General features: G+C 40.8%; 14 protein-coding genes. All 14 read right to left on the bottom strand.

Annotation, left to right across the window (positions count from 1 at the left end; all coding sequences use genetic code 11):
* Positions 1-96: 96 nt before the first annotated feature.
* The 14 genes from ACI35L_RS07805 to ACI35L_RS07740 all read right to left on the bottom strand — a co-directional run bounded on the left by ACI35L_RS07805 (position 97) and on the right by ACI35L_RS07740 (position 12,375).
* On the bottom strand, positions 97-1,263 hold the full coding sequence (locus tag ACI35L_RS07805) for an endo-1,4-beta-xylanase (protein ID WP_439802611.1): 1,167 nt from the start codon (positions 1,261-1,263) through the stop codon (positions 97-99).
* A gap of 419 nt (positions 1,264-1,682) precedes the next feature.
* Positions 1,683-2,054, bottom strand: coding sequence for a VOC family protein (locus ACI35L_RS07800; protein ID WP_439802610.1), 372 nt, complete (start codon positions 2,052-2,054; stop codon positions 1,683-1,685).
* 77 nt (positions 2,055-2,131) lie between these two features.
* On the bottom strand, positions 2,132-2,476 hold the full coding sequence (locus tag ACI35L_RS07795) for a hypothetical protein (protein WP_053103748.1): 345 nt from the start codon (positions 2,474-2,476) through the stop codon (positions 2,132-2,134).
* A gap of 191 nt (positions 2,477-2,667) precedes the next feature.
* On the bottom strand, positions 2,668-3,522 hold the full coding sequence (locus ACI35L_RS07790; protein ID WP_439802609.1) for a MurR/RpiR family transcriptional regulator: 855 nt from the start codon (positions 3,520-3,522) through the stop codon (positions 2,668-2,670).
* Between the two features lie 22 nt (positions 3,523-3,544).
* Complete coding sequence (locus ACI35L_RS07785) at positions 3,545-4,423, bottom strand: ROK family protein (protein ID WP_439802608.1); 879 nt, start codon at positions 4,421-4,423, stop codon at positions 3,545-3,547.
* A gap of 3 nt (positions 4,424-4,426) precedes the next feature.
* Complete coding sequence (locus tag ACI35L_RS07780; RefSeq protein ID WP_439802607.1) at positions 4,427-5,119, bottom strand: N-acetylmannosamine-6-phosphate 2-epimerase; 693 nt, start codon at positions 5,117-5,119, stop codon at positions 4,427-4,429.
* A 23-nt stretch (positions 5,120-5,142) separates the two neighbouring features.
* Positions 5,143-5,991: a carbohydrate ABC transporter permease gene (locus ACI35L_RS07775; protein WP_049671075.1), complete on the bottom strand. Its 849-nt coding sequence runs from the start codon at positions 5,989-5,991 to the stop codon at positions 5,143-5,145.
* 5 nt (positions 5,992-5,996) lie between these two features.
* Positions 5,997-6,875: a carbohydrate ABC transporter permease gene (locus ACI35L_RS07770; protein ID WP_439802606.1), complete on the bottom strand. Its 879-nt coding sequence runs from the start codon at positions 6,873-6,875 to the stop codon at positions 5,997-5,999.
* Positions 6,876-6,954: 79 nt separating this feature from the next.
* A complete protein-coding gene (locus ACI35L_RS07765; RefSeq protein ID WP_439802605.1) occupies positions 6,955-8,343 on the bottom strand; it encodes an ABC transporter substrate-binding protein in 1,389 nt (462 codons plus the stop codon).
* A gap of 11 nt (positions 8,344-8,354) precedes the next feature.
* A complete protein-coding gene (locus ACI35L_RS07760) occupies positions 8,355-9,017 on the bottom strand; it encodes a GDSL-type esterase/lipase family protein (protein ID WP_439802604.1) in 663 nt (220 codons plus the stop codon).
* Positions 9,001-9,918, bottom strand: coding sequence for a dihydrodipicolinate synthase family protein (locus ACI35L_RS07755; RefSeq protein WP_439802603.1), 918 nt, complete (start codon positions 9,916-9,918; stop codon positions 9,001-9,003). The genes ACI35L_RS07760 and ACI35L_RS07755 overlap by 17 nt, the downstream gene beginning before the upstream one ends.
* A gap of 388 nt (positions 9,919-10,306) precedes the next feature.
* Positions 10,307-10,810 (bottom strand): DUF2716 domain-containing protein, encoded by a 504-nt coding sequence (locus ACI35L_RS07750; RefSeq protein WP_439802602.1) that lies wholly within the window; start codon positions 10,808-10,810, stop codon positions 10,307-10,309.
* A gap of 211 nt (positions 10,811-11,021) precedes the next feature.
* Positions 11,022-11,870, bottom strand: a complete 849-nt coding sequence (locus ACI35L_RS07745) for an alpha/beta fold hydrolase (RefSeq protein ID WP_439802601.1) — start codon at positions 11,868-11,870, stop codon at positions 11,022-11,024.
* 274 nt (positions 11,871-12,144) lie between these two features.
* Entirely contained in the window at positions 12,145-12,375 is a 231-nt protein-coding gene (locus ACI35L_RS07740) for a DUF3953 domain-containing protein (protein ID WP_439802600.1), read from the bottom strand.
* Positions 12,376-12,573 lie beyond the last annotated feature (198 nt).

The raw sequence follows: 12,573 nt of genomic DNA, 5'->3' as shown, positions 1-12,573 counted from the left end.
CCTCATCTATTTTACTAGACTCGGATTCTCCCTAAATAGAAAAGAGTTCCGAGAGCCAGCAAAACTGCTCAAGGAACCCCTTCCCTACATTCATCCCTATCTGTCAATTATCGCCCAATAAGAAGGCTTTACATTGTATTCATTATCAAACACAAATGGCGCATCAACCCCTACGCCGTCATTATATTCTTCTGCACGGTCATTGAGCCATGTATGGTTGTCAGCGACACCCCAGAAGGTAACACTGCTGATTTTATCATCCAGTCTCTCATACAGCTCGAACAGTTGATCATAACGAACAGCCTGGCGCTCAAACTCACTCGCCGGAATGGCATCATAGGTCGGGTATGCCGGTCTTGGCGGCCAGCCATATAGACTGACATCTAATTCAGTGATTTGATTATCAAGTCCTAAACCAGCGAATAGATTAATGGAATCCTCAATCTCCGTTAAGGTTGGCCACCCAATTTGGATATGGGCCTGATGCCCGACTCCATCAATCGGTACACCTTCTTCAACCAGTTCACTCACTAGATTGTAAAGATACGTTCTCTTTGGCTCTACCTCCGTGTTGTAATCATTAATAAAGAGCTTGGCATCTTTTTTGGCGTATTTGTCGGCTGTTTCAAAGGCTACTTTAATATAATCCGTACCGGTGATTTGATACCAAGGAGATTCCCGGAGACCCTTATCATTCCCAGCATACTCGTCAATCACCTCATTCACGACATCCCATGAGGTAATATCATTCTTATATCGCTTCACAACTGTCTTTACATGCGTCTCCAATCGCTTCAATAAGAGCTTCTTATTCTTTTCTCTTTGCTTCGGATCGGTCTCTTCCACCATTTTGTTGCCTTCTTTATCAAGGAAGAACCAATCTGGCACCTGACTATGCCAGATCAACGTGTGGAATCTGAGCTCCATTTTATTCTTTTTCGCAAATTTGACAATCTTATCCGCATCCTTGAAGGTAAACTTGCCTTCCTCAGGCTGGATATTAATCGGCTTCATCACATTCTCAGCAACCAGACTATTAAAATGGCGTTTAAGAATTTGGCCATCCTTCCCATTGAGCATATGCGGCTCAACGGCTGCCCCTATATCAAATGAATCCTTATACCGTTCATCAAGCTCAACAGGGGCTTTCATCGCACTAATTGGTTTCGTTGCCGGCCCTGCAGAAGCACTGGACAGACCACTGGATAATAATAAGGCTGCAGCCGCACCAGAGAAAAGCTTCATACGTAATCCTTTAGGCATTATTTGTTCTCTCCCTTCATTTATACAAGCTTTTAAATTCGAAGAACTGTCCTCCTTTCATCAAACAGAATGTAAGGGCTTTCAATTTGGGTCAGGAAAATATGTATCCCTCTTGTTGAGATTGATTATAGCAAGTCACCTTTAGTTTATCCAGTGAACAAACTAAGTTTACTGAAAAATGAATCTATTTATCTATGACTTTGGAAATATGTCAAAGTTTGCGTTTATTTGGAATACACAAAGGCTAATAGCCCTGTTCTAAACAAGGCTATCCTCATATCTTCGTTGTCAATAAGCCCTAGTTCCCTTCCCCAAATGTGAATGCTGACTCCTTCTTCTCCATTTATCCATCATCAAGAATAAGGACAAAACGAGAATACGGAATATCACCATAAATAAAAAGTACAGGTACAGGCCCCTTACCAGTGGACTTGAAGTTTATTGCCATTGGGGTCATAAAAGTGGAAAAAAGTATGACCATGATCTTCTTGTATATCCTCGACCTTAACCTGATTATCCATTAAGTGTTGATGAAACTTTGATAGTTCTGGACTTGTAAAGCCAATGCTAAATTCCTGTTCATGATCAATGGTAAAATGGGCAAATGTTTCATCTTCGGTAGGAACTAAGATAAGCAAGAATGGTCCCTCATTTACTTTTAAGATGGCTCTTTCCTCAGAATGGTTGAGTAACTGGAGCCCTAATACATCTCGATACCATTTGGCTGACCGTTCTAAATCTTTTACAGGAATTCTAATATAATGTACTTGTTCAATAAATGATTTACTCATAACCCTCTCCCCTTTATTTAATCTTGTCGATCAAATTATCCCTTCTAACAAACTTCCTAGTATTCGTAGTTTAATGTCTACTTTATCCTCAAAAAAGTTTTCCATTCCCGTAAAGCATTTTTACAATAATCATCACCAACATTTTGAACGACCGTTTCTATATTCTTAAGTTCTCGCTTAACGACCGGATGTACCTCGGTTGTATCTGCTTTATGATAGATAGAATGTAAGAAATCTAGCGTTTCTCCGATTAAATAAGGCTCCCTCAACTTGATCAGTTCATTTATCACGGATGGAATAGAATCATACGCTTCAATCGGTGTTAACCGCTCAATTATTTTTTCAAAAGAAGGACTGAAATACCATTCGTCCTGATCCAGCTTATCTTGCCAATCTGTATAAATTTCACTTAGTTCACGCATGCTAACTCCCTCTTTTGCCTAAATTTAAAACCATCTCCAAGCGTTAGGAGAGAATCGCTCTTATATTCTTTCTGCAAAAAAATCATATCCCCTCCTTTTTACAGGCTGACCCACAATTCTAAAGAAAAAAGACCTCCCTCCGTTCCATGAACGGATAAGAAGGCCTCATTACTAACACTCATATTCCAACCCTACAGCATTTTCTCAACGACTGCTTTCGCTGTAAGCTCCTTATTGTAGATCGATTCCTTATTTGTTCCCTTGAAATAGGCGAAGTATAGAAGGTCTAATAGATAGAGCTGCGATATCTTAGCGGTCAGGCTCCCGCCCTGCAGCGGTCCTTCATTGGCACCGCATAATAAGGTGATGTCCGAATAACTCGTGAGATGAGATTTAGCAAATCTCGTGATGGAGATGACAGTCGCACCTCTTTCTTTGGCGACCTTTGCAATCTCAATCGTGTCCTTTGTTGAACCGGAATAGGAAATCAGGATCGCGACATCCTTTTCCGTCAATAGGGAAGCGGACATAACCTGAAGATGAGAATCCATCGAGCATTCTGTTTTATTTGTTATTCTCATAAACTTGCTTTTTGCTTCCATCGCCGTCACTAATGATGATCCTACGCCAAAAAAATGAATCCGATCTGCCTTAATCATGTGCTCAGCTGCTTTTGCGATATCCTGTTCATCGATAAGATTGTAGGTCTCGGTCAGTGCATTGATATTGGTCGACAGGATCTTGGATGACAGTTCTGGAATGGTATCCTGCATCGTAATCTGACTTGATAGCTGAGGCGTTTCATCCTCTAAAGAGACACTATGGGCCAATACGATCTTAAATTCCTGATACCCTTTGAGATCAATCGATTTACAAAATCGAAACACACTTGACTCGCCGACATGACAGGCGTCTGCCAGATCGGTTATCGACATATAAAGGACGTCTTTCGTATTTGCTAGAATGTAGTCGGCTACTTTTTTTTCGGTGTTTGTGAAAGAAGCGTATCTTGAGTGGATTAGAGAAAAAATATCTTGATAAGCCATTTATACACCTCTTCTTCTATTGCTATTTACTATGCAGGGATACCGCTCCTAGGACGCCAGCCTTATTGCCAAGTCTTGCTTTCAAGATTTGAACATCCGCATAGCTTTCCATGATCAGCTCCCTGACTTTACGGTCTACCATTGCTGCCAGCATGTCTTGCTCCATGATTCCACCGCCTATGATGATGGCTGGCGGATTAAATACATGGATTAAAGAGGTGAGACCATACGCCACCTCCGTTACCCACTCATCCAGCACTTTCTCAAGCCTGCTGTCTCCTTGGCTAATCGCCTCAAAAATGATTCGGCCATTGGTGAATTCATGATCTATTTCGGCAGCTTTTCGAATTAATGCAGTGGTAGAGGCATACGTTTCATAGCAGCCACGCCGGCCGCAATTACATGGATAACCCAATGGATGGGTAATCATATGACCAAATTCTGCCGCAATGCCATTATACCCTCTATGAATTTGGGAGTTCAATACAATCGCTCCCCCAATCCCTGTACCATAGGTTAAGCAGAGAAAATCATCATAAGGCTTCCCCGCTCCAAATGCTCCCTCGCCGATTGCTGCCGCATTGGCGTCATTCTCGACTAAAACCGGCACATGAAATTCATGCTCTAGGATCGCCTTTAATCTGGTTCCCGTATATTGAGGGATATTATCATTGGCATAAAGGATTGATCCGTCCGTTACATTAACCTGACCAGCCGTACTGATTCCAATCGCCTCAAATCCAGGATTTTCTGTTATGTATTGAATCAATCTCTCGACTAAATGCTTGCCGCCCTTTTTGCTCTCAGAGGGGTACTCGCCAAAAGATGTAAGATGACCATGCTCATCCGAAATCCCAATCTTAATCGATGTACCGCCAATATCTGCTCCTAATATATTCATCTCTCATCCCTCGATTGCATGAAGAAACTTCTTCGTGATTTCCATCGGCCTAGTGATGGCCGTTCCAACAACGGCACAATGGACGCCAAGATCAAAGACACTTTTCAGTTCTTCAGGAGTCCAAATCCCGCCCTCGGCGATTACGGGAATATCAAAGCGTTCCACCATTTGTTTAATCAGCTCAAGGTCAGGCAAATCACCATGATTTGAGTAGTCCGTATAGCCGCTTAATGTCGTCCCTAAACAATCAAAGCCTAATCGACAGGCTTCCTCTGCTTCCTCGATTGTTGAACAGTCCGCCATAAACAATTGGTCGCGATATTTCTCACGGTAGAGAGGGAACACCTGACTGATGGTCTTCCCGTCCGGTCTTACCCTTTTGGTTGCATCAAGGGCGATGATTTCGACCTTTTCATCGTAAAGGGCATCCACTTCCTCTATCGTTGGTGTGATAAAGACATCTGACCCTTCATAAACCTTCTTGATGATGCCAATGATGGGCAGGTCGACATTTTTCTTTATCTCTCTTATATCCTCAATACTATTCGCTCTAATTCCTTGTGCTCCGCCAAGCATTGCGGCACGCGCCATTCTCCCCATAATGAACGGGCTATGGAGCGGCTCCTCAGGAAGCGCTTGACACGAAACGATCAACGTTCCTTCCAGTTGGTTCAATATCTTATTCTGGCTGTTCATTTTCCCATCTCCATCTCCCGAATTTATTCCTTGACTGCCCCAATGGATATCCCTTTTGTAAAGTAGCGTTGGAACATCATAAAGATGATCAGCATAGGAACAGCGGCTACTGTGGCACCAGCCATCTTATAGGCAAAGTTCGGATTTAAATCCTGCATCAAGGTAGCAATACCGACCATTAACGTCTTCGAATGTTCATTTTGGCCTACGACTAGCTGCCAGAGGTAATCATTCCATACTTGGACAAAATTCAGAATAAATAATGCCCCAATCCCAGGCTTCACCATCGGTAGCATGATTTTATAAAAAATCGTAAATTCACTCGCCCCATCCATTTTGGCTGATTCACGCAAGGAATCAGGAATGGAGTCGAAGAAGCCTTTCAGCATGAATACCCCAAACGCTGTGGCAACATTCGGCCAGATCATGCCATTTAACGTGTTGACCATGCCGAAATCCTGGATAATCCGGAATAAAGGAACGATCATGACTTCCTTTGGTACCATCAGGCTAGAGATGAAGATGATAAAAATAATATTCTTCCCTTTAAAATTCAGCTTTGAAAAGGCATAAGCAGCCAGGCTGCTGACAATCACTAAGGCAATGGTCGAAACGAGGGAGACATAAATACTGTTATAGGCCCATCTAAAGGCAGGCTGATTATTGAAGACATCCACATAGTTCGCAAAGGATATCGTTTTTGGGAACCAATCCGGCGGCATTTTCACCACATCAGCACTGTTCTTGAAGGAGCTCGTGATCAGCCAATATAGCGGAAATAAATTGAGAAGGGCAAAGAAAACGACGAATCCATTTATGATGATATCGATTTTTTCTTTTTTCTTTTTGTTCCTATTCTTCTTTCCAAACAAGCCTCTCACCCCTTATCTTTCTTAAACATCATTCTTAACTGCGGAATGGATAGGACCAAGGTAATCAAGAACATGATGACCCCCACAGCTGAAGCGATGCCGAGCTGGTTATATTTGAATGCATTATTGTATAAGTAGTACATAAGAGTGGTTGATGCATTGTTCGGTCCACCGCCGGTTAAGAGCTGAATGACGACAAAAATCTTTAATACGGCGATGATATTCATAATGATTATGTAGATAGTTGTGGGCTTAACAAGCGGAATCAGGATTTTAAAGATGATGGTCATCCGATTAGCGCCATCGATTTCAGCTGCTTCAAAAACATCCTTTGGAACCCCAATCATGGAGGCGACATAAAGGATAATGGCTTGACCTATGTTCGTTGCAAAGGTGATAAAGATAATCACTGGCAGCACGAGGCTTTTATCTCCGAGGAAATTAACCGAGACTATTTCTAATTCTCTTGCCGCATATGGAATGAGGCCGTTAGCAGGATTAAGCAAAAAGCTCCAAACCATACTCATGACGACCATAGACACCATAACAGGTATGTAATAACTGCCCCGAATGAAGGAGACATATTTGGCATTCTTATCAAAGATAGCGGAAGCCACAAAGAGGGCAAATACAACGGTTAACGCGACAATACAGATGACAAAGATGACCGTATTGACGGTTGATTTCATAAAGACAGGGTCGGCGAATAATCGCTGATAGTTTTCAAAACCGACGAACGTCTCCTGCTGGTAATTAATCCGGAATAAGCTTAGCCGGATTCCTTCAATGATCGGATAGACGATAAAGACTAGAAAGAGTAAAAGCTGCGGCGCAATAAAAAGATACCCCGTTATGTTTTCCTTCAATGATTTCGTAATCTGCATGGTATTCCCTTACCTTTCTATATAACAATCTTAAGCTCTTTTTCAGAGCTTAAGATTGTTATCCATTCTCAATGCAGGGTTATTTCTGATAGATGACCGAGTTCGCTTTTGATTCCTCGATGATTTGGTTTCCTTTTTCCTGATAATCCTTCACGACTTGCTTCGGTGTCTTATCACCAGTGAAAAGGGCCTGAAGCTCTGGATAGAGGACCTGTCTCAATTGACTGTATCCAGGGACATTCCCCGTAAAGTTAAACATATACTGGGCATTGTCATTGTAAGCGGCGAAGAGCGGATTATCATTCTTGAACTCTTCGATAACGGAATCCCGTACCGGTATTCCATTTTTTGAAGCCTTAACAAGCTCTGGATCAGAGGAAACAAATTGAACGAAATCCTTGCTGACCTTCATGCGTGTTTCATCATTTGTGTTAAACACGGCCGCTCCGGTTACATAAGTAAAGGTAAGCGGATCTCCACTTTCAGATGGAATATTCGCTAGTCTCATATCAAATTTCTGTGTTTTTCCGCTTTCCATATCTGCTTTAGCATTGGTAGCCAAGACGGAATTCGTGAAGCTGATCGCCAGCTGTTGATTCTGGAACATCGCATTCGCATCATTGGACGAAACCGATTCAGCTCCAGGGTTTGTATACCCGCTCTCATAAACCTTCTTCAGCCATTCAGCTGCCTTCACTCCATCCGCGTCATCAAGGGTGATATGGCCGTCCTTATCGAAGAATGAATTGCCAAACATTCGTAAGTAAGCTAAGTTCCATGTATCACCTTGATTATTCAGTGCATAAAGCCCCATTGGATAAGCGTTTGGATACTTGTCTTTTGGCAGATTATCCTTTAAGCCTTTGAGGATCTTTTCATAATCCTTCAATGTCCAAGTGCCGATTTCATTCTCGCCGGCAATATATTCGTCGAGTCCTGCCGCCTTAAACATATCCGCGTTGTACGCTAATGTACCAGGCATATGGGAGAATGGATAGAAATAAATATCCTCCCCAAAGGTGACGCTTTCCCAGTAGCTTTCCGGGATATCCTTCTTCGCTTCATCATCAATCACATCGTTTAATGGCACTAAAGCTCCCCTGTGGGCATAATCCCCCATCGCAAAAACGCTTTCAAAGAACACATCAGGAGGTGTTCCCCCATTTAGATTGACATTGAGGAGCTCATCCCTTTGATCTCCTGCAATCACTTCTACATTAACCTTTACATCATGCTCCTTATACTGCTTGGAAAATTTCTCGGCAGCATATTTGAAGAAGCTGTCATAATCTGCCCCATCCTCTGAACCATCCATGACACCCTTCCATTGAGGAGTCAGCCAAACAGAAATTTCCACCTGATCTGATTCTTTCCCATTTGACTCTTTTGAATCATTGGAACAACCCGTGACAATCACCAGCAAGAGCAGCATAGCCGTTAATACAGTCAGATAACGCTTTTTAAACATATACCTTCCCCCTATCCATCTCCTAAAATGGTCTTTACTTTATTGAAGACAAGCTTTGCTAAAAGCTCGTGGCCTTCCTCATCGAGATGCATATAATCAATCCGGTTCATAGGAACCTTGCCCTTCGAATCAAGAAGCTCAATACCAGATTCCTGTAAAAGCTCCGTCAAATGGCTGGCTAAATGCTCCGTTTTATCATCACAGTCTTTCCCCATCGATTTACCGATTGGTGTCTTTGCATATTCCGGTCCAATCGGCGGCGGCACAACGACTAACACAGGTGAATTCAGTCCGTTGTGTCCTGACAAGAGCTGCTTAGCCTTAAGGGAAAGCTTGGCGATTCCTTGTGCGATATTATAGGATGTAAGACCAAAGCGCTCTTTGGCATCATTCGTCCCAAGCATGATAATGACGAGTTCAAGCGGTGAATGGCTCATTAAACAAGGCTGCAGATACGCACTTCCATTCATGCCTTCCAATAAGGGGTCATCTAATACGGCTGTTCTTCCTGGAAGACCTTCCTCTACTATTTGATACTCCTCACCAAGATGCTCCTGCAAAAGTGTTGTCCAACGTATCCCTTCAGGAAATCTTCCACCCGTGCTTGCGTCAAATCCCCAGGTGTTTGAATCTCCAAAGCAAACGATTCGTTTCTTCTCAGCCCTGTTTTGCATACGTTTGAATGGATTGATCGATCAGATTTTTTATGTCGACTATTTTCTCTAGATCCTCTCCGCTCACTGGCTCTAATGGCGCCCGCACACTTCCTATGTTGACCCCATTAAGCTTCAATACTTCCTTGATGGCGGAATACATGGATCCATTCAAGGAGCAAAGCGCGATAATAATATCATTGATATCCTTTTGAATCCGTCTCGCCTCAGCAAAATTTCCTGTTGAGACAAACTCTTCAGCTGCCAGCAAAAGCTCCGGCATCACCGCATAAGTACCACCAATACCACTGTCTGCCCCAATTAGCCGGCCAGATACAAACTGCTCATCAGGGCCATTGAACACAATGAAGTCCTCCCCTGCCGCCGCTTTAAACCTTTCAATATCCATGACTGGCATAGACGAATTCTTCAACCCGATCACCTTATCGTTCTCAAGCAATTTCGTAAAGAGATTCATAGACAAGCTGTAACCGGTTGTCTGCGGGATATTATAAATAACGAACGGCAGCGTAGAAGCCTCCATAATATCCGTCCAATAAGCGTAAATCGAGCTTTCAGGAAGCTTGAAATAAATCGGAGGAATCGCGGATAGCGCATCATACCCTAATTCCTCGGCATACTTAGCCAAACGGACGCTGTCTCTCGTGGACGGTGCACCAACATGAGCCATTAACGTCAGTTTCCCTTGCAGGCTTTCCGCAACATATCTTAATGTTGCCTTTCTTTCTTCCAGGCTCTGATAGATACATTCACCAGAGCTCCCGCCGACATAAAGTCCGTTAACCCCTTTTTCCAAAAGGTACCCACATAAATCCTTCGTTCGCTCCTCCGACACCTCTCCTAAGTCATCGTAACAAGCATAAAAAGCCGGAAAAATCCCTTTAAATTTGTCCAATCCCATCTCGCTCACACTCTCTAACATTTATTGTTATGTTTTCCAGTTTCAATATAACATGGGAGGAAATAGGCTGTAAATAATTTTCTTTATTTTTAGAATTAATGAAAAAAATTTCGATTATTGTTACTTAGCAGGATACCAATTGTCGCTGATTAGATGTACATCATAAAAAAACCGCTACTGATTAATGATCAGTAGCGGTTTAGATCAACGAGGGGTTTTAAGAAACTCCAACCCACCTAAGATTAAGCTTGTTTCATAGTACTGGATTATGCTTTCGTAAGGAGTGTTGCAATTCCTTTCATCTAATATATAAAAACAGCCACCTCCAGATAGGAAGTGGTTGAACTGGTTGTTGAACGTTTGCTGCATCGGTTGTTCATTAAGCTACTTACTTTATTCGTAAAATGGTATGAAACATTCTAGGTTTATGTTTTTCTAATGCTTGTATTAACTCATGACCAAAAACAGTAATGGACTTCTCCCAAGGGTGACCTAATAATCCCCAATTAAATTCTCTTTGTAAAAAGAAATAATAATCTCCATTAGGGAAAATAGGAACTAGCCACTCATTAAATTCATCTCTTGGAAACGCTAAAAAGGGATTAACCCAATAGCAAGGATGTTGCCAATCTAAAGCATAAACATACTCATTTTCATTTATTAATTCCTGAAAAGCTAATAAAGATTTCTCTTCAAGATTACGATAAAGCCATTTTATCTCCTCTACGTCTCCTGACCAACAAAAATAACTGGAAATATCATATGTAATAAAAGGCTTTGGCACTTTAAATGAAGGGAAATTACTTCTACTAGGTTTAAACTTAAACTTTCCATATACCATATCCCATACTAGGTCAGATTCTGAATCTGAAAGTTCAATCCAATTATTCAAAATAAACCTACTCCTAAAAAAAGAATTCTTTTAAAATTATCATACTAATATTATTCTTTACGACATTTATCAAATCCTTCTTGAACGATCCTGCCTAGTTTCTACAATAAGGAGTTCAACATATTAGGGCATTAATTCTTCTTAGATCAATGCCCCTCCAATTCAAGCATACTCTTAATAACCGTTTTACGGACTTCATAATATTTTGTACCTAATTAATGATGGATTGTTTTATGTGGTTGTTTAGAAAATCTATAATTACCTCTTGATAATCCAGAGGGTTTTCAACATAGGGGTGATGTCCAGTATCAAGAATACGAACAAGAGAATTAGGGAATTGAAAATCTTGATGATGCTCGGGGCCAACTGCATTATCATACTTGCCAACCAAAACTAACACAGGTTGTTTTATTTCTTCAGTAATTAAGGTGAAATCTTGAAAGTAATCACTTGACGAGAAGATATATTTTTGGAATTCAGGATTAGATAAGAAATCTTTATCGATTTCATCTATATGTATTTTATTTTTTACATCTTTAAACTGAAGCGAGAAAAACATATTCCTTTCTAGAAGCTGCATTTGGACAGATTGATACTCTTTCATCATATTATCCATCTCTTCACTCGCTAGTGATTCAGCATTTAACATTTCTAAGCCTTTTCTATATTGATGATTGAAGGAATCTTTCATATTTAGAGTCACATTCATTAATAGAATCCCCCAAATATGTTCACTGAAATTTTTCGCATAATTTACTGCTAAAATGCCGCCAAAAGAATGGGCCAATAAATAAAACTTATCTATTTCTACATGCTTCCTAACTTCTTCTATGTCCTTAGTCAGTCTCTTTAATGAATAATCTTGTGATTGATGCGAAGAGCGACCACAACCTCTTTGATCTACGTAAATCATTTCAAAATGGCTTTCCAATAGATGTCCAGCCAAATCACTAAAAGATTTACTCCAATAACCAGGACCGCCATGTAGATAAAGACAAGGAATGCCTTTACCACGTCGTTCCACATAAAGTTGAACTCCATCATCTGTAGTAACAAACATATTTATTCTCCTATTCACTATATAGTTATCACTTTAGTATACCGATTATTTTGAAATTAAAAATAATCGGTGCTAAACAAGCAAGTTTTTCACAGTATACATTGCGCAATTGTCTATTTCTCTTCTTCCGATAATCTGCCCGTTTCTACAATAAGAAGAAGTCCAAGATATAAGGGATTTAATCCTCTATCTTCTCTAGGTCATGCCCGAGTTAGCTGCATTAGAAAAAGACCTGATTCCATCTCTTGATATGAAAGCAAAACCACCATTAGATCTATAAGACATCCTTTATAGAAACGGCGAAAATAAATAAGGAAACTACAATAAACAGATATCCAATACTTCTCTTCCTGTCTTCTTGAAGTTCAATTAATCCAGATACCAACATAAGTGCACCAAGAAGCAGCATTAAATAGGACATAAACTCAAAGTTTTGGCTAATCACACCATATCCTGATAATGCAATAACACTAACCGCTAAGATAGATCCCAATATTTTTAGCATCCCAGCCCCCATCCTCTATTCACTTTTCAAGTTGTTCATTCATTTTAGTACTTTGAACTCAATAATATGTCTTATCATGGAATCCCTTCCTTAGCCATCCTTAAAAAGAGCGGAACAACAGCCATTGGCATAGAAACAAGGACATTTAAAGTTCAAGAAGATAACTTATTAAACTATCTTTCTGTTCGAATCCAGTTT

The sequence above is a fragment of the Pradoshia sp. genome, assembly GCF_051873915.1.
Lineage (GTDB): Bacteria > Bacillota > Bacilli > Bacillales > Pradoshiaceae > Pradoshia.
Note: the sequence above shows the minus strand (reverse complement) of the source record. Positions and strands in the feature narration are given on the sequence as shown.

Excerpts from the sequence above, each read along its gene's own strand:
- ACI35L_RS07805 (WP_439802611.1), bottom strand. The coding sequence starts at position 1,263 with ATGCCTAAAGGATTACGTATGAAGCTTTTCTCTGGTGCGGCTGCAGCC.
- ACI35L_RS07800 (WP_439802610.1), bottom strand. The coding sequence starts at position 2,054 with ATGAGTAAATCATTTATTGAACAAGTACATTATATTAGAATTCCTGTA.
- ACI35L_RS07795 (WP_053103748.1), bottom strand. The coding sequence starts at position 2,476 with ATGCGTGAACTAAGTGAAATTTATACAGATTGGCAAGATAAGCTGGAT.
- ACI35L_RS07790 (WP_439802609.1), bottom strand. The coding sequence starts at position 3,522 with ATGGCTTATCAAGATATTTTTTCTCTAATCCACTCAAGATACGCTTCT.
- ACI35L_RS07785 (WP_439802608.1), bottom strand. The coding sequence starts at position 4,423 with ATGAATATATTAGGAGCAGATATTGGCGGTACATCGATTAAGATTGGG.
- ACI35L_RS07780 (WP_439802607.1), bottom strand. The coding sequence starts at position 5,119 with ATGAACAGCCAGAATAAGATATTGAACCAACTGGAAGGAACGTTGATC.
- ACI35L_RS07770 (WP_439802606.1), bottom strand. The coding sequence starts at position 6,875 with ATGCAGATTACGAAATCATTGAAGGAAAACATAACGGGGTATCTTTTT.
- ACI35L_RS07765 (WP_439802605.1), bottom strand. The coding sequence starts at position 8,343 with ATGTTTAAAAAGCGTTATCTGACTGTATTAACGGCTATGCTGCTCTTG.
- ACI35L_RS07760 (WP_439802604.1), bottom strand. The coding sequence starts at position 9,017 with ATGCAAAACAGGGCTGAGAAGAAACGAATCGTTTGCTTTGGAGATTCA.
- ACI35L_RS07755 (WP_439802603.1), bottom strand. The coding sequence starts at position 9,918 with ATGGGATTGGACAAATTTAAAGGGATTTTTCCGGCTTTTTATGCTTGT.
- ACI35L_RS07745 (WP_439802601.1), bottom strand. The coding sequence starts at position 11,870 with ATGTTTGTTACTACAGATGATGGAGTTCAACTTTATGTGGAACGACGT.
- ACI35L_RS07740 (WP_439802600.1), bottom strand. The coding sequence starts at position 12,375 with ATGCTAAAAATATTGGGATCTATCTTAGCGGTTAGTGTTATTGCATTA.